Genomic DNA, 19,779 nt, shown 5'->3' on the forward strand with positions numbered 1-19,779 from the left:
CTGCATGCACCGTTTCCGCACAGCCGCGGTCGCCGCCGTCGCTGTCACCGCGCTCGGCACCGCTCCCGCGATCGCCGCGCAACCCTTCTCCAGCACCATCTTCGCCGCCACGCACAACAGCTACTCCGGCAACGTCGACGGCGCGAAGGGATCCATCTCCCACCAGCTCGACCAGGGCGTCCGGTTCGTCGAATTCGACGTCCACGACAACGGTTACGCCACCCGCCACGACTACGGCATCGGCCACAGCAGCCCGGGCGATCTGGTCGACCACGCGGGCAATCCGGCCTCGGACCGCCTCCGCGACTGGCTCGCCGTGGTGAACACCTGGTCCGCCGCGCATCCGGACGCCGCGCCGATCGTCGTCATGCTCGACCTGAAGGACGACCTCACCGACAACGAGTCGTTCGCCGCCGGAAACCTGGCCGCGGTCAACGCCGAGCTGAGCGCGGCCTTCGGGCCCCGGCTGCTCTCCCCCGCCGCTTACCGCACCGGCGCGACCACGGATTCCTTGCGCGGCAAGGTGCTCCCGCTGCTATCCGGAGACGGCGGCACCCGCGCCGCGTATCGCCGGGACGTCGGATATCACCCGGCGGTCGCGGTCAACAGCCGCGGCCAGGTCGTGGAAGTGCACGACTCCGGCGGCGGCGCACTGTGGTACTGGACCGGGCAACTCGGCGCCGACGGCCGCATCACCTGGCAGCGGCACGGCCGCTACGACAGCGGCCAGACCCCGGCGGTCGCCCTCGACGACTCCGGCCGGATCGTGGAGGTGCACCAGTCGCAGACCGCCGCCACGCTCTGGTACCACACCGGACAGCTCGGCGCGGACGGCGAAATCACCTGGTCGGCGAGCCGGCAGTACGACAACGGGGTGCTGCCGACGGTCGCGTTCACCGGCACCGGCGTCCGCGAAATCCACCGCAGCCAGGCAACCGACCAGAACTGGCAGTGGCGCGGCACGCTCTCCGGCAACACGGTGATCTGGACCGGCAACGCGAAAACGTCCGACCCGCGCTACGACAAGGCGAACGCGGGCCGGATCAGCGTGACCACGGGTGCCGACGGCTCCACGCCCGCGCAAACCCTGCGCTACACCACCGATCGCGTCACCGGCGGCCGCGTGCAGTACCAGCAGGTCGCGTTCGACGAATACCAGAAGGGCGATCCCGCCGAACTGCAGGACGGGCTGTTCTACGGAGCGCCGGCGAAGGAATCAGCGTTCCTGGTCGCCGCCCGCAAGAGCGGCCACGTGGTGCGCGGCTGGGACTTCGACAACGCCGGCCTCGCCACCGATCCGCTGGTCAACTACCCGGCCACCAACCACCCGTACGACGACTGGTACCGGCAGGTCACCAAGGACGCCGCGCGCTAGCGGACCGGCGGACGATCAGGACACGCGGCTTATCCGAATGCTCGCAGAATAGCCATTGCCTCCGCATCTCCGTCTCGGGCGTGATACTCAGCGCTTTCCACCACTTCGAGCAGATCGATTTCAACGCATAAATCCGATTCGGTCAGCCGGCCGTACTTGCGATGCGCGGCCTGGCGGCTGATCCCCAGTGACGCACCGACCGCCGCCCACGAGCACCCCCGCGCCGACGCCTCCGCCGCCAGCGTGTCCACTTCGCTGCGCAACGTAATTTCGGGTATTTCATAGTTGCCGGACAGGCTGAAAACAAGATCCAGAACTTCATCGCCGAACGGACCCGCCAGAAGGTCTTCAGCTTCTTTCCTGATGCGCGCCGGGGGCCGGTGGAAATGCTGGCGGACATCCTGCCGCCGCAGACTTTTCAGCCGGATCGGGGCGTCCGCGTACGTCAGCTCGCCGGCGATCCGCTCCCAGGACCGCCCCGATGCGCGCCGGCCAGCGATCTCGTTGTACCAGGCCAACCGGCTGGCCTGGAGGAGCAGGTCCATCTGGGTCAGCGCGTCGAGAACCGTCGCCGGCGCCGGCCCGGGATCGGCGCGCACGCGGTCAAGCACGAACTCTCTGATCCGACCATTCGTCGAGGCCCACGTCCACCCGGGGAGCGTCGGCGAGAGCCATCGCCATGCCGTCGGCCGCGCCGCGGGTCCGCTCATGTCAACAAACTATTTCACAAGTGTCCCTCTCACCTCTGTGCGGGGCCACTTTCAGCGCTCCGGCTGACCAGCAGGAGACATTCGTGATGAGCAAACCGCCCGCCTCGGGGCCGGGGCGGGCGCCTGAGCGGCAGTCGCTGTGCGCGCGCCTCGTGGGGACGGACGCCAGCACCGCGGCGGGCCTGCGGCGCCTGGTCGTCCTGATCCGATGCCTGGCCGTCTACGGGACAGTGTTGCTGACGGGAACGGTCGGCCTCGGGGTCGCCGCGGCGCTGGCGCTTGCCCACTTCGGCGGGGCGAAATCGGCGCTGGGGAACGTCCTCGCCGGTGCCGGGGCTTCCGCCGCGGTTTCTCTGGCCGCGCGCGGGCTCCGACGCCGGGCCGCCCGGAAAGACCAGTGATCGGATCCTTCAGCGCCGTTCCTGAAACGCAACGCGGCGGCCGGCGTGCCGGAGCCGTGACGCAGAGAAGAGGCCCGCACTTCCACCCCGACGGGAAGTGCGGGCCCTCGCCCACCGGCTGGAGGGTCGGTGTTCCTCCCAAGAACACCGGCCCCTCCGGCCCGCAGGCGCTCAGGCGGTCCGCTGCCTGAGCCGAGCCGCCCCGACGGCTACGACCGGCATCGACGCTTCCCGCAGCGCCGCCCGTTCGACCGGCCGCCGGACCGCCCCGCTCGGAGTCCGGACGCAATATCGCTCCACGGATTCCATCAGCACGGCGGCGACCATCACGACCACGGGCGTAGCCAGCGCGAACCACATGGTGCCTTTGGTACCCAAGCGGACGGCAGTCCAATCGCCCGATCCCCGACCGGGTGGCGATTAGACTGGCGGCGTGCGCACTCGACCGACGCTGACCTGGGCCGGACCTGGCGATCCGCTGCCGCGCACGGGCACGGTCGCCGACGTGGCGGAGATCGTCGCCGGGCGGCGGGTGCTCGTGCTGAGCGGCGCGGGCCTCTCCACCGAATCCGGCATTCCCGACTACCGCGGCGAAACCGGCAGTCTCCGCAGGCACACGCCCATGACGTACGGCGAATTCGTCGCCAGCGAAGCGGGCCGCCAGCGGTACTGGGCGCGCAGCCACCTCGGCTGGCGCACCATCGCGCGGGCCGCGCCGAACGACGGGCACCGGGCCGTTTCGGCGCTGCGGGCGGGCGGCTGGCTGTCGGGCGTCATCACGCAGAACGTCGACGGCCTGCACCGCGCGGCAGGCACGCCCGGCGTGGTCGAACTGCACGGCAACCTCGACCGCGTCGTGTGCCTCGGCTGCGGCCGCGTCACCGCCCGCGAGGATCTCGACGCCCGGCTTCGCGCGGCCAACCCGGAGTTCGGCGGCACGGCGACGCGGATCAACCCGGACGGCGACGTCGAGCTGGCCGAGGACGTCGTCCGCACCTTTCGCACGGTGCCCTGCACGAGCTGCTCCGGCGTGCTGAAACCGGACGTGGTGTTCTTCGGCGAGAACGTGCCGCGCGCCCGCGTCGAACGCTGCTATCGGCTGGTCGACGAGGCGTCCGCGGTGCTGGTGCTCGGCTCCTCGCTCACCGTCATGTCCGGGCTGCGGTTCGTCCGGCGCGCCGCGAAATCCGGCAAGCCCGTCGTGATCGTCAACCGCGGCCAGACGCGCGGCGACGAGCACGCCTCCGTCCGCGCCGACCTGCCGCTCGGCCCCGCGCTCACCGAACTGCTGGCGGTGCTGGAAACCTCGTTGCCCGACCCGGCGGCGGCTCGGTAGGCTGGCGGCACTCCGATGCGAACGGTCCCCGGAAACACGCCGCAGAGCGGACCGGCCAGCCTGAAGACATCCAGGTCCAGGAGCGGGCGGCAACCCCTGTAGTTGTCGACCCGTTTTACCGGAGGTTCCCCGATGTCCATCGGCATTGGCCTGCCCGTCAGCGACCCCGCCGCCCTGCTCGAATGGGCGCGGCGCGCGGACGCCGGCCCGTTCAGCACGCTCGGGCTGCTCGACCGGCTCGTGTACCACAACCCCGAACCGCTCGCCGCGCTCGCCGTGCTGGCCGGCGCGACCACCCGCGTCCGGCTGCAGACCGAGGTCCTGCTCGCTCCCCTGCGCGAAACCGCGCTGCTCGCCAAGCAGGCCGCCACGCTCGACCTGATGAGCGGCGGCCGGTTCGTGCTCGGCCTCGGCATCGGCGGCCGCGAGGACGACCACCACGCCGCGGGCACCCCGCTGCGCGACCGCGGCCGCCGCTTCGACCAGCAGCTCGCCGACCTGCGCTCGTTGTGGTCCGGCAAACCGCACAGCGCCGAAGCCGGTCCGATCGGCCCCGCGCCGTACCGCGAAGGCGGCCCGGAAGTCCTGATCGGCGCGTTCAAACCCAAGGCGCTGGCCCGCGTCGCCCGCTGGGGCGACGGGCTGCTCGCCGCCGCCCCGCCGTCGTGGGCGGGCGGCCTGTTCGAGACCGTGCGCCGCGATTGGCAGGAGCACGGCCGCGCGGGCCAGCCGCGGATCGTCGCGCAGGCGAACGTCGCGCTCGGCCCCGATTCCGTCGTGGACGACGCGAAAACGGCCATGCGGACGTACTACGCGTTCACCGAAATGGCGGATCAGATGGTGAGCGGAATGCTCACCACGGCCGCCGACATCCGCGCCACGATCCGCGCCTACCGCGATCTCGGCGCGGACGAGGTGATGCTGTACTGCTGGGGCCGCGATCCCGGCCAGGTCGACCGGCTCGCTGGCCTCTGCTGAACACCGGCGGTCGTAAGCTCGCGCCATGCGGGCATCGACGCTGACCGCCCTCCGGCGGGAATGACGAGCGAGCCTTCCGCGCGGGCCCACTGGCTCGCCGCGCACCCCCGGCGGACGTTCCTGCTGGGAGCGGGCGCGGCGATCGCCGGTTCGGGCGCGCTCGCGGCCGCGCTTTCCCGTCCCGCGCCCCCGGCGGCGCGGGACGGGTTCGGCGCGGACTGGCTTTTCGGGCGGTACACGGCGGGCAGCACCGATCCGGACTTCGACGACAGCGGGATGGCGCTCGTTTCGGTGCCGCACTGCGTCGTCCCGCTGTCCTGGCAGGACTGGGATCCCTCGGACTGGCAGCACGTCTGGGTGTACCGGCAGCACTTCCTCGCCGACGCACAACTGCGCCGCAACCGGGCGTTCCTGCAGTTCGACGGCGTGCTCAGCGCCGCGACCGTGTACCTCAACGGGCGCCTCGTCTCCGCGCGCAGCGGCGGTTACCTGCCGCTGCGCTGCGAGGTCACCGGTCTGCTGACGCCGAAGGACAACGTGCTCGCGGTCGTGGTCGACGGCCGCTGGCAGCAGAACACCCCGCCGGATCTGCCGGAATTCCCGCACCCCACGGCGATCGACTTCTACCAGCCCGCCGGGATGTACCGCGAAGTCCGGCTCACCGGGGCGCCGCAGACCTATCTGTCCGATGTGTACGCCCAGCAGGTCGCCGTGCTGACGCCGAACCGCGAGGTGCTGCTGCACTGCACGGTGGACTCGGCGAAGGCGGTGAAGGGCCCGATCCGGGTTACCGCCGCGCTCAGCCAGAAGGGCGCGGAGATCGCGTCGTCCTACACCGACCTCACCGGGCTGCCGAAGGGAAACACCCAGGTCTCGGTGTCCTTGCAGGGCCTCGAAGCGGTGCAGCTGTGGGATCTCGACGCCCCGGCGTTGTGCGACATCCTCGTCACGCTCTCGGTCGACGGCCGGAAAGTGCACACTTATCCGGTGCGCACCGGATTGCGCGACGCTCAGTTCACTGTGGACGGTTTCCGGCTGAACGGGAAGCCGCTCAAGCTGTTCGGGCTCAACCGGCATCAGTGGTACCCGTTCGTCGGCGGCGCGATGCCGGAGCGGGTGCAGCGCCGTGACGCACAGTTGCTGAAAGACGAGCTGAACTGCACGATGGTGCGCTGTTCGCATTACCCGCAGGCCACGGCGTTTCTCGATGCCTGCGACGAACTCGGCATCCTGGTGTGGGAGGAACTGCCCGGCTGGGACCACGTCGGCGACACCGCGTGGCAGGAGCTGGCGGTGCGCGACGTGCACGACATGATCGTGCGCGACCGCAACCATCCGTCGATCATCGTGTGGGGCACCCGGGTGAACGAAACGCTCGGCCAATACGCGCTGTACGGGCGGACCGACCAGCTCGCCGCGGAACTCGACCCGACGCGGCCGTGCACCGGTGCCGTCGCCGGCGAACGCGGCTACGTTTCGCCGCTGTACCCGGTGAAAGCGGGCGGCGGAGTGTTCTCGTTCAACGACTACAGCCGCCCGCATCCGCCGGGTTCGCCTCCCCCGCTGCGGCCGCCGCGACGCGGAGTTCCTTACCTGGTCAGCGAAGCCATCGGCACCCTGGTCGGCTCGCCGTACTTCCGGCGGACGGATTCGCCCGCGGTGCAACGGGAACAGAGCCTGCTGCACGCCTGGGTGCACGACCACGCCGCGGCCGATCCGCGCTACAGCGGCCTGATCGGCTGGTGCGGTTTCGACTATCCCTCCGGCTGGTACCACAATTATCGCGGCGTGAAGTACCCCGGCGTGATGGATTTCTTCCGCATCCCCAAACTCGGCGCGGGGTTCTACCGCGCCCAGCGCGATCCGTCGCGCGGCGCGGTGATCGAACCGGCTTTCTACTGGGACTTCGGCCCGGGCTCACCGCCGGGCGGGCCGGGCCGCGACGCAATCATCTGGTCGAACTGCGAGGTGCTGGTGGTGACTGTCGCGGGCAAGCGCCCGGTCACCGTGCGGCCGGATCGCGCGCGGTTCCCGCATCTGGCGTACCCGCCGTTCGTGGTCGATTTGCGCGTGAACGGCCGGTCGCGTCCCGAGCTGGCCATCGAGGGCCGGATCGGCGGGCACACCGTGCTGCGCAGGCGATTCAGCGCGGATCCGACGTACGACGTCATCTCGGTGACCGCCGACGACAGCCAGCTCATCGCCGACGGTGCGGACACGACACGAGTCGCGCTGCGCTCGCTCGACCGTTATGGCGCTCCGCGTCCGCGCGGCCGCGGGGTGCTGGCCGTCGCGGTGAACGGCCCTGGCGTGCTGATCGGCGATCCCTACCTGGATTTCGGCGCGCTCGGCGGTGCGGCCGCGGTGTGGGTGCGGTCGATGCGCGGCACTCCCGGCACGATCACCGTGAGCGCCACGCATCCGTTCGTTAACACCGGGACCGCGACCATCGCGTCAGTCTGACGTCACCACACGACCGGAACCTGCGAAACCCCGCCGGTCAACCGGTTCGACCGCACTTCCAGCTCGTCGGCGGGCACCGCCAGCCGCAGGTTCGGGAAGCGGCGGAACAACGTCGTGAACACCACGCGCAGCTCCGTACGCGCGAGGCTGGCCCCGATGCAGAAGTACCCGCCGTAGCCGAAAGCGATGTGGGAGTTGGGTTTCCGGTCCGCGTCGAACTCGTCCGCGTCCGCGAACACCGCCGGGTCGCGGTTGGCCGAGGCGGTCGAGATCATCACCGCGTCGCCGCGCGGGATGCGGACGCCGCCGATCTCCACGTCCTCGTGCGCGTACCGGAGCAGACCGAGCCCGCCCGGCGCGGACATCCGCAGGATCTCCTCGACGGTGGCGTGCACGCGCGCTTCGGGATCGGCGGCCAGCGCGTCGCGGCGGGCGAGGTCGGTGAGCAGGAACAGCACGCCGAGGTCGATCCGGTTCGACGTGGTCTCGTGGCCGGCGAACAGCAGCCCGGCGGCGAGCCGGCCGAGGTCGTCGTCGGTGAACGTCGGGTCGTCGGCCTGCGCGGCGACCAGGTCCGACACCACGTCCTGGCCCGGGTTCGCGCGTTTCGCGTCGGCGAGGCCGGACATGTAGGCGGTGAACTCGGTCATCGCGACCTCGGCGTCGCCGCCGCTGTCGAGCACGCCGATCCGGTCGGACAGGTCGCGGAACTTCTCGCGGTCGCCGTACGGAACGCCGAGGAGTTCGCAGATCACCAGCACCGGCAAGGGAAACGACAGATGCTCGTGCAGATTCGCCGGCGAACCGGCGGCCTCCATCCCGTCGAGGCACCGGTCGGCGAGTTCCTGGATCCGGCTGCCGAGCCTGCGCATCCGGTTCGCCGAGAAGGCCGGGACCAGCAGGCGGCGCAGCCGGGCGTGTTCCTCCTGCTCGGTCTCGAAATCGCCCTGCGGGCCGTTCAGCACCGCCGCGTCGGAGACCGTCGAGGCGTCCTCAGGATGCGGGTGCGACCGGCCGAACCGGTTGTCGGCGAACACTTCCCGCGCTTGGTCGTAGGCCGTGACGAGCCAGGCGGGGTCGCCGGCCGGGGTCGTCACCGGGACGATCGGGCCTTCGCGGCGCAATACTTCGTACAGCGGCGCGATGTCCAGCACGTTCGGCCGGGCGAACGGCAGCTGGGCGGTGGTCGGCATTCGGGGTCCTCCTCGGGTCAGCCCGCCCGCGTGCGCAACGACGCGAGCCAGTCCTGTTCGTTCTCGGCGCGCCGCTGGACCTCGGCCAGCACGAGGCGGCTCCACGGGTCGGTCTGCCCCGCGCCGAGCTTCGCCAGCCGGTCCCGCTGCGCCGAAACGGCGGCTTGGCGAGCGTCCAGCACGCGCAGCCGTTCCTCCGGGGCGAGCCTGCCGAACCCGGCCAGCCGCGCCAGGAACTCGGCCGGATCCCCGGCCAGCTCCGGCGGCAGCTCGGCGAGCAGATCGTGCAGCAGCTCCCGCCCGACGTCGGTGATCGTGTAAACATGCCGCGGCGGACGCCCCTCCTGCGGCTCGGCGGTCCGCGTCACCGCGCCCGCCTCGGCGAACCGGCGCAGCGCCGGGTAGAGCGAATTGTTCGACAGCGCCCGTCCGCTCGATTCCTCGACCTGCTTGCGCAGTTCGTACCCGTGCCACGGCCGCTCGGCGAGCTTCGCGAGCAGGAGCACGTCGATCCACATATAGGTCACCGTAACCTAGGGTCCAGTTACCCGGCAACGTCCGAACGGCGGAGGGCGGGAGAAGATCTCCGTTTTTTGTCGGTCCCTCCCGATACGGTTCTTTCGCACCGATCCAGAGGGGGATCTCCATGACCGACCACGTGCGCTACGGCCTCTACCTGCCGCCCTTCGGCCCTTTCGGCGACCCAGCAGACCTAGTCGACCTGGCCGTCCGAGCCGAAGCCGCCGGATGGGACGGCGTGTTCCTGTGGGACCACGTCGTGCCCGCGATGCCGCCCATCGCCGACACCTGGACCACCCTGGCCGCCATCGCCCAGGCCACCGAGCGGGTGGCGTTAGGCCCGATGGTCACCCCGCCGAGCCGCCGTCGCCCGTGGGTGCTGGCTCGCGAAGCCTCCACCGTCGCCCGCCTGTCCCGCGGCAGGCTGATCCTGGGCACCGGCATCGGCTCGGACGAAACCGGTGACTTCAGCCGCTTCGCCGACCCGTCCTCCCCCGCTGTCTTGTCGGCCCGCACCGACGAGGCTTTGGAGATCGTCCGCGCGATGTGGGCCGGAAAAGCCGTGCAGCACGAGGGCCCGCACTACCGCGTGACGCTCGACGCCACCGAACCAGAGCCCTACCCGATTCCCGTGTGGACGGCCAGCACCACCGCCCACGAGCAAGTCCTGCGCCGCGCGGCCAGCAGCGACGGCATCTTCCCGAACACCGGCCCGCAACCGCCGTCGCCCGAGGCACTGGCGAACCTGGTCGCCCAGGTCCGGCCGCCGGACCGCCCATACGCCGTCGCGGTCACCGGCAACGCCAGCCCAGCGTGGGAGGACCCAGTCACGGTGGACCTCGCCGCACTAGCCGAAGCGGGGATGACCTGGTGGATGGAATCGCTCATCCACTTCGACCCACTGGACCTCTCGCTGACCATCGTGGACGCCGGCCCGCCTCGGATCGGAGGCTGAGGGGACGGAATCCGGGCACGAGACAGGCACCCGAACCTGACCCGCGACGGCTTCTCCCTCGGCGCGTTCCCGCCCTTGCTCGACCCGACTGGGCCGGTCCTTCGACTCAGGCAGCGGTGAGCGGGAATTCCGCGGAAGCCCTCGCCGACTGCCGCAGAATCCGAACGAGAAACCCGAAACTGAGGCCCGCACCCATCGAACCCGATCGAGTCAGCCGCCCAACCCCATCAGGCGACCAGCCACCACACGACGAGCATTCCGGCTATCGGCAGCCTCCATCCCGCCGAAACACCTTGCCGCCCAACGACATCCTGACCGCCCGCCAATTCCCGCCATCTCGCCGGACCGCGCCACCCGCCCGCGAATCCGCCGCCGCCGCACCAAACCCGCCGCCCCGGCTGCTAATCCCCGTCACCGCACCAAACCCGACACCGGCCGCCGATCCCCGAGGCATCACCGATGCCGGGCCACTTGACCGCTAACCCCCTCGCATCATCAACTCCGCCGCTCGCCTGCCAATCCCCCGTCTCCTCGCCAGACCACGCCACCGACCCGCGAATCCCCCGCCTCTTTACCGAACCCGCCTGCCTCAACTGCCAGTTCCCCGCGACCTCGCCCAACCGCGAATTCGCCGCTGCACCAGGCCGCACCACCCGCCCGCCAATCCCGCGCCACCGCACCAAACCTCGCCACACCCCGCCGCCTCATCGAACCTCTCCACCCGCCTGCCAAACCCCGCAACCTCACCAACCCCGCCGCCCACCCGCCAATCCCGCGCCACCCCGCCAAAGCCCCAACACCCGTCCAGCGCCATCCCGCTCCCCACAGCACCGGGTCGCCAGCCGTCCCACCACCGCCCACGACCAGCCCCCGCTGGCTCCTTCTCCAGAACCGGAAACCGATTCAGAGCCGGATTCGTCCCCCTTCGGCGGGCTTCCCTGTGCGGCGCGGGAGGGTTACCGTGGAGGGTGGTTGAGCCTCCAGCCGCCGTGATCCGTTCCGCGCGCCGGTATGCCCGGTGCCCGGCTGGTCCGGTATTTCTCCGGCAGCCTGGTGCGCGACTCAGAGAAAGTGCCGTGATGATCACCGCACACAGCGCCCGATTGCCCGCTCCGCCGTGGCCGGACCCGACGGGGCTGCTTCGCTTGCGCGTCCGCCACCCCGCGCCGGGGACGGCCGTCGTCGAGGTCGCCGGGGAGGTCGACCTGGCCACCGCGCCGCGGCTGGCCGAGGTGGTCGAGTCCCGGCTGCGCAGCACGGTCAGCCTGGTGATCGTCGACCTGCGCCAGACGACCTTCCTCGGCGTCGCCGGGCTGCGCACCCTCATCCGGCTGAGCCTGCTGGCCGCCGGGGCGGACACGGACTTCTACGTCGACCCCGGCACCGCCCCCACGGTCCGGCGGCTGCTCGCGCTCTTCCCGCTGTCCTGCGCACGGCCCGGCGCCGCCGAGGGGCTCACCGAGATCCCGCTGCCCCGGCCCGCCGAACGGCCTTGACCGTCCATTAAGGACACTGAAGACACCGCGGAAACCGCGGACGCCGCTGCCGCTTCGTAAAGCAGCACGGCCCGGCGCGGGTTGGCTGCTGAGCGGCGCGGAGGCACGCTTTCCGGCGGCGCCTTCGGCCGGGGCGCCGTGCGGCGATGCCGAGGGCAAGTGGCGGAGCTGGGGTGTCACGCGGGCGGGCTGTGCGCGCTCCGCGCACAAGAGGCCTTCCCGGCGGCTTCGGCCGGGGCGCCGAGCGGCGATGCTGGGGGCGAGTGGCGGAGCTGGGGTGTCGTGCGGGCGGGCTGCTCCGCGCACAAGAGGACTTCCCGGCACCTTTGGCCGGATGTCGCACTCGACGAGTCGTGCGGCTCGATCAAACGGCGGGGTCAAACCACCAACCCGCGCCGACCCACACCGGACCAGCCAACCCCCTCAGGCGTCCGGATCGCGGAAGTCCTCCGGGCTCACGTCGTCGAGCAGATCCCGGAACCGCCGGATCTCGTCCTCCGCAGCCTCAGCCGGTTCCTCCAAATCCCCCGCCGCCTCGAGCGCGGACCCGAGAGACGCTTCATCACCCGCCGCCACCGTCACGTCCACCGCTGCCTCGTCCAGGACCGCCTCCGCGACTTCCAGCGGGGCGTGCGTCCGCAGGCCGATCGCGATCGCGTCGCTCGGGCGGGCCGATACCCGGAGCCCGCCGGACAGCACCAGGTCGGCGTGGAAAATGCTGTCCAGCAGCTGGGTGATCTCGATCCGCTCGACCTGCTGGCCCAGCGCCGCCAGCACCTCGATGATCAGCTCGACCGTCCCCGGCCGCGCGGACACGACGTGTTCCTGCGCGGCGGCCAGTTCCTGCGCTTCCGGCGCGCCGATGGTGATCGCGAGCCACCGGCGCGAGCCGGATTCCTCGCGCAGCAGCACGACCGGCGCCGACTCCTGCGCCACCACGGCCAGTCCCTGCACCCGCACCTGCACCATGGGGGTCACCCCGCTTCCGAAAAGGTTCTCCCCTGCTGACTACCCAACCTCCGGCGGTTTGTCACGCGAAATCGCCGCGCGCCTCACGCCGGATTCACCCGGCGGGCCGGCGAACCGTGAGCCGGCGCACGTGTCGATCGCGGCTCGCCTGGGTATGCGGCATCCATGAACGACGAGGGACCCGGCGGCCGCGCCAGCGGCGGCATGCCAGCCGTGGACCGGCTGCTCGACGAGGTGATCGAGCTGCGGCTGCCGGCTGAGACCTACCAGATCCCGCTTGTCCGCATGCTCGCCCAGGCCGTCGCGGCGCGGGCCGACTACGGGCTCGACGCGATCGCCGACGCGAAGATGGCCGTCGACGAGGCGTGCGCGCAGGTGGTGTCGACGGCCGCCCCCGGCGCGGCGATGACCTGCCGGTTCACCGTCTCGCCGGACGGGATCCGGTTCGGCGTCCAGACCCGCACCCAGCACGCGCAGCCGCCGAGCGAGCGCAGCTTCGGCTGGCACGTGCTCACCACGCTGGCCGCGAACGTGTCGGCGCGCTGCGTGCCGGACCCGGCGGAAGACGGGTACGCGCTCACGCTCGACCTCGACCTGCACCGGGAGGCGAGCGGGTGAACCAGCAGCCGGTCATCCGCCACCGGGACGAGTACGCACACACCGCGCCGTTGTTCGAGGAGCTGGCCGCCCTGCCCGAAGGGGACGAACGGCGCCCGCGGCTGCGCGAACGGCTCGTCACCGAATTCCTGCCGGTCGCCGAGCACATCGCGACCCGCTTCACCGGACGCGGCGAACCCCGCGAGGACCTGGTCCAGGTCGCCCGGATCGGGCTGATCAACGCGATCGACCGGTTCACCCCGGACCGCGGCCCGGACTTCCTGTCCTTCGCGGTGCCGACGATCATGGGCGAGATCCGCCGGTACTTCCGCGACACCGGCTGGTCGGTCCGCGTCCCGCGCCGGCTCAAGGAACTGCACCTCGCGCTCAGCCGCGGTTCGAGCACGCTGTCGCAGACGCTCGGCCGCGCGCCGACGCCCACCGAACTCGCCGAGCACCTCGGCCTCGAACTCTCCGAGGTGCACGAGGGGCTCGTCGCGGGCCACGCCTACCAGACGCTGTCGGTGGACAAGCCGGTGCACGACGACGCCGAGCCGCTCCTGCTCGCCGACACGCTCGGCAGCGACGACCCGGAGATCGAGCACATCGAGAACCACGAGGCCCTGCAGCCGCTGCTGCGCGAACTGCCCAAACGGGAACGCGCGATCCTCGTGATGCGGTTCTTCGGCGGCCTCACCCAGACGCAGATCGCCGAGCAGATCGGGATCTCCCAGATGCACGTGTCGCGGCTGCTTTCCCAGACGCTCGAACAGCTTCGCGACAAGCTCACCGGCGACCCCTGAGGACGCCGCGACCGGGGGTCGCCCGACCGGGCCTGATCCCGTTGTCGCACCCCGGCCGATCTGCGACGATGCGAGCCCGTCCATCAGCTGAGGAGGGCCCGATGGCCTCGAGACTCAACCCCTACATCAGCTTCGCGGGCAACGCGCGCGAAGCGATGGAGTACTACCACAGCGTGTTCGGCGGCGACCTCGCGCTGAACTCCTACGGCGATTCCGGCGCGCCCGCGGAAGCCGGCAACGCGGACAACATCATGCACGCGCTGTTGGAAGGCGACAACGGCTTCACGCTCATGGCGTCGGACGTGCCGCCCGGCATGGAGCACAATCCGGGCACGAACATCTCGGTCAGTCTCAGCGGCGACGACGGCGACCTCCTGCGCCGCTGCTGGGAAAAGCTGTCCGACGGCGGCACCGTCACGGTTCCGCTCGAAAAGCAGGTGTGGGGCGACGAATTCGGCGCCTGCATCGACCGGTTCGGCATCTCCTGGATGGTCAACATCGGCCAGCCGGGCTGACCCGGGAGTCCGCGGCCGGCCGGAGGTCAGCCGCGGACCTCCACCTCGGCCCCCACCGGCAGCCGGTCGAAGAACAGCGCGGAATCCTCCTCGGTCAGGTGGATGCAGCCGTGCGAGGGACGGTCGAGCGGCCCGGAAGGTTGCGGACGATGACGCGTCAACAACCGGGTATCGTCGGCGGGCAGCGAGGAGGTGACGGCGCATGGAACTCGGCGTCTACAGTTTCGGCGACCGGCCGGCCGATCCGGTGACCGGCGACCAGGTCCCGGTCGCGCAGCGGCTGGCCGAAACGCTCGAGCGGATCCGGCTCGCCGACGAACTCGGCCTCGGGTTCTACGGCCTCGGCGAGCACCACCTGGAGCAGTTCGCGATCTCGAACCCGGCGACCGTGCTGGCCGCCGCCGCGAGCGTCACCGAGCGGATCACGCTGTCCAGCGCGGTCACCGTGCTCTCCACAGAGGACCCGGTGCGGGTGTACCAGCAGTTCACGACGCTGGACCAGCTCAGCCGCGGCCGCGCGGAACTGCTCGCCGGACGGGGTTCGTTCACCGAATCGTTCCCGCTGTTCGGGGCCGATCTCGCCGAGTACGACGCGCTGTTCGAGGAGAAGCTCGCGCTGCTGCTGCGGCTCGACCGCGAGGACCCGATCACCTGGTCCGGCCGGTTCCGCCCGCCGCTGACCGACGCGCACGTCTACCCGCGCCCGTACGGCAGGCGGCTGCGGATCTCGATCGGCACCGGCGGGCATCCGGAGTCGTCGGTGCGCGCCGGACTGCTCGGCCTGCCCGTGGTGTACGCGGTGATCGGCGGCGAGCCGGAGCGGTTCGCGCCGCTGGTGGACCTCTACCGCCGGGCGGGCGAAGCGGGCGAGCACTCCCCGGCGACCTGCACGTCACGATGAGCGCGATCGGCCTCGTCGCGGAGAATTCGCAGGACGCCAAGGAGATTTTCTACCCGTACTGGCTGGAAACCATGAAGTACGGCGCGCGGGCCCGCGGCTGGCAGATCCCGACCCGCGCGGAGTACGACGAGTACACCCGCGACGCCGCGGCGCTGTTCGTCGGCAGCCCCGACGAGGTGGCCGACCGGCTGATCACCGTCGGGAAACTCACCGGGGCCGACCGCTACGCCATGCAGATGGACTGGTCCGGCGTGCCGCATCGCAAGGTCATGAAGGCGATCGAACTGCTCGGCACCGAGGTCCTGCCGCGGATCCGGAAGGAATTCGGCACCGACTCCTGACTGTCCATTCAGGACGCTTTACCGCCGAGAAGCTCGTGCAGCGCGGCACCGTCGGGCACGCCGAGCCCAGTGCACGCGTCCCATCCGGCGGCGGCCGAGTACGCGCCGTTGCTGCCTTCGGTGATGTCGCGGAACCCCGGCTGTGCCTTGCCGGCGCCCACCCCCGCGTACAGCTTGCTGTGCACCAGCCCGAATCCGTGCCCCGCCAGCTGCGCCAGCCTGGCCAGCAATGCCGACCACAACGGCGAAACCGCGCTCGTGCCGCCGACGACGATCTGCTGTCCGTCGACCAGCACCTGGTACCCGGTCGCCGGATCCGCGTTGCCTGCCACGTCCGGGACGCCGCGGCCGGGCTTCCCGTCGCCCGCTCGCGTCGGCACGCCCGCGGCCTGCTGGTAGTCCGGCACCGGGAACGCGTCGCTCACGCCGCCGCCGGTCGCCCCGCCGCCGGAGGTGCCCCACACCGTTTCGGAGTTCACTGTGGACGGTGGGGTGCCGTCGAGTTTCGTACCGCCGCAGGCGAGCGCGTGCGGGCTCGACGCGGGGAAGTCGACGTGCTGTGCCCCGTCGTTCTGGCCGTCGGTGCTGCCGTTGTCGCCGGACGCGCAGCACACCGTCACGCCGAGCGCGGCCGCGTCGGCGAACGCCTGGTCCATCGCGGAACGGGCCTGCGGCGTCCATTGGTCCTCGGATTGGCCCCAGCTGATGCTGACCGCGACCGGCGTCGGCGTCGCGTGCACCGCGGTGCTGACCGCGTCCAGGAAGCCCTGGTCGGTGTTCGGCGCGAAGTAGACGATTTGTGCGGCTCCGGGCGCGAGCGCGCCGATGACCTCGACGTCCAGCAGCACCTCGCCGTCCGCCGAGTTCGGGTCGCCGGTCGGTGCGTTCTTGCCGCCGTCGACTCCGGCCGCGGTCACCTTCGGTTCGGTGATCTTCAAGTCCGCGAAGTACTTCTTGAGGTCCTCGGGCTTGTAGCCGCCGCCGAGTTCGATCACCGCGACGGTCTGCCCGGCGCCGTCGGCGTCGGCCGGAAATCCGTACAGCTGCCCGACCTTGTCCGGCGAATAGCCCTGTGCGGCGGCTTCCTTGTGCAGCCGGAACTGTGCCCGTGCCTGCGGCCGTTCGTCGAGACCGAGCACGGCGACCACGACATCGCCGAGCGCGGCCGGCACTCCCAGTTCCCCGGTGCGCGCGGAGAATTCGCCGTGCTCGCCGTGGCGGACCAGGTTCAGTTCGGTCTGGAACGCGGCCGTCATCGCGCGGGCCGGGCCCCGGACCGCGACGCGGCGCGACCCGGGATGCTCTTCGGTGACGGTGAGCCCGGCGTCGGTGAGGACGGTCCGCACCAGGTCGAGATCGTCGGCGGTGGCCCCGTACTGCTCGGCGAACGCCCCCGGGGCGAGGGGCTCGCTCAGCGCGGCCACGTCCAGATCGGCGCGCCGCCGCAGCACGACGGTCGCGGTGACGGTGGCGTCCGCGTCGAGAGGACCGAGCACCTCGGCCTCGGCGAGCGCGGGACGCAGGCTTCCGGATAGCGATACCCACTGTGATTCTGTCATCACTCAATGGTGAACCTGTTCGCGCCGGTCCACCATCGTCGCATCCCCCGTCCGGCGGCAAAACCTGTCCGGTTTTCTGTCGACCCGATGACCGGGACCGCCGCTGCCGAGCAGCGCGGGCGCGCGCACAGTATTTCCATGAGACGGATCCTGACTCTGAGCACGGCCGCCGTGCTCACGCTGGGCGCGGTCACCGCGTCCGGCAGTGCCGAGGGCGATCTGGCCGCGCACGGCTGGGTCGGCACGTGGGCGGCGTCGCCCGCGGCCGCGGTGGCGAACACGCCGCAGGGGTATCCGAACTACTCGATCCGCAACGTCGTGCACACCAGCGCGGGCGGAAATCAGGCCAGGGTAAGGCTTTCCAACACCTTTGGCACCGCGCCGCTGACCTTCGGCCACGTGACCCTCGCCGTCGCCGCCGACGGCCCGCGCGCGGCCGGCGGCACCATGCGCACGCTGACGTTCGGCGGCCAGTCCACAGTGGTGGTGCCGCCGGGCGGCGAGGTGCTGAGCGACCCGGCGTGGCTGCGCGTTCCGGCCGACGCCGACCTCCTCGTGACCACCTACGTGCCCACGCCGTCCGGCCCGGTCACCTACCATCCGCTCGCGCAGCAGACGTCCTTCTTCACCCGCGCCGGCGATTTCGCGACCGAGGAATCCGGCTCCTCGTTCACCGAGCGAACCTCCGTGTGGCACTACGTCAGCGAGGTCGACGTCCGCGGCCCCGCGCACGGCACCGTCGTGACCCTCGGCGATTCGATCACCGACGGCGCGCTCTCCACGCCCGGCGCGAACCACCGCTGGCCGGACCGGTTGAGCGACCGCCTGCACGGACGGCTCGGCGTGCTCAACTCCGGCATCAGCGGCAACCGCCTGCTGCTCGACGGGGCCACCGCCGGCCGCAACGCACTCGCCCGGCTCGCCGACGACGTGCTGACCAGCGGCGACGTCCGCACGCTGATCGTGCTCGAAGGCATCAACGACATCCAGCAGAACCCGCACCAGACCGATCCGGCGATGATCGTCTCCGCACTGCGCCAGATCGTCGCGCAGGCCAAGGCGCAGGGCATCCGGGTCATCGGCGGCACGCTGACGCCGTTCAAGGGCTGGAAGATCTACGACCCGACGCTGGAAAAGACCCGCCAGTCGGTGAACACCTTCATCCGGACCAGCGGGATCTACGACGGCGTCGTCGACTTCGACGCCGCCATCCGCGATCCCGCCGACCCGCTCGCGATGCTGCCCGCCTACGACTCCGGCGACCACCTGCACCCGAACGACGCCGGATACCAGCGGATGGCCGACGCCGTGCCGCTCACTCTCCTGTGACCGGCACGAGCGGCTTGCGCGGGAACGCCAGCACCGCGAGCAGGCTGAGCACGCCGACCCCCACCATGTAGAGCGAGACGGACAACGACGTCCCGGTCGAACTCTGCAACGCGGTCGCGATCAACGGCGCGAACCCGCCGCCCAGCACCGCGCCCACCGCGTACGCGAACGACGATCCGCTGTAGCGGAACCGGGACTCGAACAGCTCCGAGAACAACGCCGACTGCGGCCCGTACGTCGCGCCGAGGCCCATGTTCAAAACGACCACGGCGACGATCAGCAACCACGGCTGCGCGGTGTCCACGAGCAGGAAGAACGGAATCGACCAGACCACCAGCAGCACGGAACCCGCGAGATAGACCGGTTTCCGCCCGACCGAATCCGACCAGATCGCCGCCGCGACGATGCTCGCCAGCCACACCACGCTGCCGACGATCACCACGACCAGCATCGTCGTGCTGGACAGCTTCAGCACCGCAGTGCCGTACGACAGCAGGTACGCGAAGAAGATGTACCCCATCGCGGTGTTCGCGATGAAGCTGACCGCCGCCGCCAGCACCTGCTTCGGCCGCGCGCGCAAGACTTCCACGATCGGCAGCTTGCTGCGCGCACCGGTGCTGCGCAGCTTCGCGAACACCGGGCTTTCCTCGACCCGCAACCGGATCACCAGCCCGACCGCCACCAGCACGAGACTGACCAGGAACGGGATCCGCCAGCCCCACGACCGGAACTGATCCGGCGACAGCGAACTGTTCACCACGAAGAACACCAGCTGCGCGAGGATCAGCCCCGCCGGGACCCCGATCTGGGAGAACGATCCGTATCGCCCGCGCTTGCCCTCCGGAGCGTGCTCGACCGCCATCAGGGCCGCGCCGCCCCACTCGCCGCCGGCCGAAATCCCTTGCAGCACCCGGAGAAAGACGAGCAGCACCGGCGCGATCACGCCCGCCTGATGAAAGGTCGGCAACACCCCGACCCCCGCGGTCGCGAGCCCCATCAGCACCAGCGAGGCGACCAGCATCGCCTTGCGCCCCACGCGATCGCCGAAGTGCCCCCAGACGATCCCGCCCAGCGGCCGCGCGACGAAGCCGACCCCAAGCGTCGCGAACGCGGCGAGCGTCCCGGACGCCGGGGACAGCGACGGGAAGAAGAGCTTGTTGAACACCAGCGCGGTCGCCGTGCTGTACGCGAAGTAGTCGTACCACTCGATGGTCGTCCCGATCGCGCTGGCGAGCGCCACCCGCCGGACCCGCCCCGCCGCGTTCACATCCTGCTCAAGCACCACTGCCGAGCCCCCTTCTCGTTCAGGCGCGTCATCTTGGCACGGCGGCTCCCCTCC

Annotated in this window: 19 protein-coding genes and 1 pseudogene; 12 read left to right on the top strand and 8 right to left on the bottom strand. The window is 70.9% G+C overall.

Going from position 1 to position 19,779, the window contains the following annotated elements; all coding sequences use genetic code 11:
• Positions 1-4: 4 nt before the first annotated feature.
• Complete coding sequence (locus RPX00_RS40135; protein ID WP_406633498.1) at positions 5-1,375, top strand: hypothetical protein; 1,371 nt, start codon at positions 5-7, stop codon at positions 1,373-1,375.
• 29 nt (positions 1,376-1,404) lie between these two features.
• Here the strand turns inward: RPX00_RS40135 and RPX00_RS40140 are convergent, their stop codons facing one another.
• Positions 1,405-2,085 (bottom strand): hypothetical protein, encoded by a 681-nt coding sequence (locus tag RPX00_RS40140; protein WP_406633500.1) that lies wholly within the window; start codon positions 2,083-2,085, stop codon positions 1,405-1,407.
• A gap of 86 nt (positions 2,086-2,171) precedes the next feature.
• Between RPX00_RS40140 and RPX00_RS40145 the strand changes: the two genes are divergently transcribed.
• On the top strand, positions 2,172-2,486 hold the full coding sequence (locus RPX00_RS40145; protein ID WP_406633502.1) for a hypothetical protein: 315 nt from the start codon (positions 2,172-2,174) through the stop codon (positions 2,484-2,486).
• A gap of 171 nt (positions 2,487-2,657) precedes the next feature.
• On the opposite strand, the gene RPX00_RS40150 is transcribed toward RPX00_RS40145, so the two are convergent.
• Positions 2,658-2,846 carry a hypothetical protein gene (locus tag RPX00_RS40150; protein WP_182888851.1) on the bottom strand — a complete coding sequence of 63 codons (189 nt, stop codon included), beginning with the start codon at positions 2,844-2,846 and terminating at the stop codon, positions 2,658-2,660.
• A 73-nt stretch (positions 2,847-2,919) separates the two neighbouring features.
• On the opposite strand from RPX00_RS40150, the gene RPX00_RS40155 reads away from it, so the two are divergent.
• The 3 genes from RPX00_RS40155 to RPX00_RS40165 all read left to right on the top strand — a co-directional run bounded on the left by RPX00_RS40155 (position 2,920) and on the right by RPX00_RS40165 (position 7,263).
• A complete protein-coding gene (locus tag RPX00_RS40155; RefSeq protein WP_406633504.1) occupies positions 2,920-3,822 on the top strand; it encodes an NAD-dependent protein deacetylase in 903 nt (300 codons plus the stop codon).
• Between the two features lie 132 nt (positions 3,823-3,954).
• Positions 3,955-4,800: an LLM class flavin-dependent oxidoreductase gene (locus tag RPX00_RS40160; protein WP_406633506.1), complete on the top strand. Its 846-nt coding sequence runs from the start codon at positions 3,955-3,957 to the stop codon at positions 4,798-4,800.
• Between the two features lie 60 nt (positions 4,801-4,860).
• Positions 4,861-7,263: a glycoside hydrolase family 2 protein gene (locus RPX00_RS40165; RefSeq protein ID WP_406633508.1), complete on the top strand. Its 2,403-nt coding sequence runs from the start codon at positions 4,861-4,863 to the stop codon at positions 7,261-7,263.
• Positions 7,264-7,265: 2 nt separating this feature from the next.
• Here the strand turns inward: RPX00_RS40165 and RPX00_RS40170 are convergent, their stop codons facing one another.
• Entirely contained in the window at positions 7,266-8,456 is a 1,191-nt protein-coding gene (locus tag RPX00_RS40170; protein ID WP_406633510.1) for a cytochrome P450, read from the bottom strand.
• 17 nt (positions 8,457-8,473) lie between these two features.
• Positions 8,474-8,974: a PadR family transcriptional regulator gene (locus RPX00_RS40175; RefSeq protein WP_406633511.1), complete on the bottom strand. Its 501-nt coding sequence runs from the start codon at positions 8,972-8,974 to the stop codon at positions 8,474-8,476.
• A gap of 128 nt (positions 8,975-9,102) precedes the next feature.
• Between RPX00_RS40175 and RPX00_RS40180 the strand changes: the two genes are divergently transcribed.
• On the top strand, positions 9,103-9,930 hold the full coding sequence (locus RPX00_RS40180; RefSeq protein WP_406633513.1) for an LLM class flavin-dependent oxidoreductase: 828 nt from the start codon (positions 9,103-9,105) through the stop codon (positions 9,928-9,930).
• A gap of 1,079 nt (positions 9,931-11,009) precedes the next feature.
• Positions 11,010-11,426 carry an STAS domain-containing protein gene (locus RPX00_RS40185; RefSeq protein ID WP_406633515.1) on the top strand — a complete coding sequence of 139 codons (417 nt, stop codon included), beginning with the start codon at positions 11,010-11,012 and terminating at the stop codon, positions 11,424-11,426.
• 423 nt (positions 11,427-11,849) lie between these two features.
• On the opposite strand, the gene RPX00_RS40190 is transcribed toward RPX00_RS40185, so the two are convergent.
• A complete protein-coding gene (locus RPX00_RS40190; RefSeq protein ID WP_406633517.1) occupies positions 11,850-12,395 on the bottom strand; it encodes a bifunctional nuclease family protein in 546 nt (181 codons plus the stop codon).
• 165 nt (positions 12,396-12,560) lie between these two features.
• Between RPX00_RS40190 and RPX00_RS40195 the strand changes: the two genes are divergently transcribed.
• The 3 genes from RPX00_RS40195 (at position 12,561) to RPX00_RS40205 (ending at position 14,310) form a co-directional block, all read left to right on the top strand.
• Positions 12,561-13,013 (top strand): ATP-binding protein, encoded by a 453-nt coding sequence (locus RPX00_RS40195; RefSeq protein ID WP_406633519.1) that lies wholly within the window; start codon positions 12,561-12,563, stop codon positions 13,011-13,013.
• Positions 13,010-13,795, top strand: coding sequence for a SigB/SigF/SigG family RNA polymerase sigma factor (locus tag RPX00_RS40200; protein ID WP_406633521.1), 786 nt, complete (start codon positions 13,010-13,012; stop codon positions 13,793-13,795). The genes RPX00_RS40195 and RPX00_RS40200 overlap by 4 nt, the downstream gene beginning before the upstream one ends.
• A 101-nt stretch (positions 13,796-13,896) precedes the next feature.
• Positions 13,897-14,310 (top strand): VOC family protein, encoded by a 414-nt coding sequence (locus tag RPX00_RS40205; RefSeq protein ID WP_406633523.1) that lies wholly within the window; start codon positions 13,897-13,899, stop codon positions 14,308-14,310.
• Positions 14,311-14,336: 26 nt separating this feature from the next.
• Here the strand turns inward: RPX00_RS40205 and RPX00_RS40210 are convergent, their stop codons facing one another.
• A complete protein-coding gene (locus RPX00_RS40210; RefSeq protein ID WP_406633525.1) occupies positions 14,337-14,474 on the bottom strand; it encodes a L,D-transpeptidase family protein in 138 nt (45 codons plus the stop codon).
• Between the two features lie 38 nt (positions 14,475-14,512).
• Between RPX00_RS40210 and RPX00_RS40215 the strand changes: the two are divergent.
• Positions 14,513-15,552: pseudogene (locus RPX00_RS40215) on the top strand (LLM class flavin-dependent oxidoreductase).
• Positions 15,553-15,560: 8 nt separating this feature from the next.
• Here RPX00_RS40215 and RPX00_RS40220 read toward each other — a convergent pair.
• A complete protein-coding gene (locus RPX00_RS40220; protein ID WP_406633527.1) occupies positions 15,561-17,111 on the bottom strand; it encodes a protease pro-enzyme activation domain-containing protein in 1,551 nt (516 codons plus the stop codon).
• A gap of 138 nt (positions 17,112-17,249) precedes the next feature.
• Here RPX00_RS40220 and RPX00_RS40225 point away from each other — a divergent pair, with 138 nt between their 5' ends.
• Positions 17,250-18,440, top strand: a complete 1,191-nt coding sequence (locus RPX00_RS40225; RefSeq protein WP_406633529.1) for an SGNH/GDSL hydrolase family protein — start codon at positions 17,250-17,252, stop codon at positions 18,438-18,440.
• Here the strand turns inward: RPX00_RS40225 and RPX00_RS40230 are convergent.
• Positions 18,427-19,725: an MFS transporter gene (locus RPX00_RS40230; RefSeq protein WP_406633531.1), complete on the bottom strand. Its 1,299-nt coding sequence runs from the start codon at positions 19,723-19,725 to the stop codon at positions 18,427-18,429. The two genes, RPX00_RS40225 and RPX00_RS40230, sit on opposite strands and share 14 nt — an antisense overlap.
• Between the last annotated feature and the right edge of the window lie 54 nt (positions 19,726-19,779).

It is taken from the genome of Amycolatopsis sp. WGS_07 (assembly GCF_045278895.1).
Taxonomy (GTDB): Bacteria; Actinomycetota; Actinomycetes; order Mycobacteriales; family Pseudonocardiaceae; genus Amycolatopsis.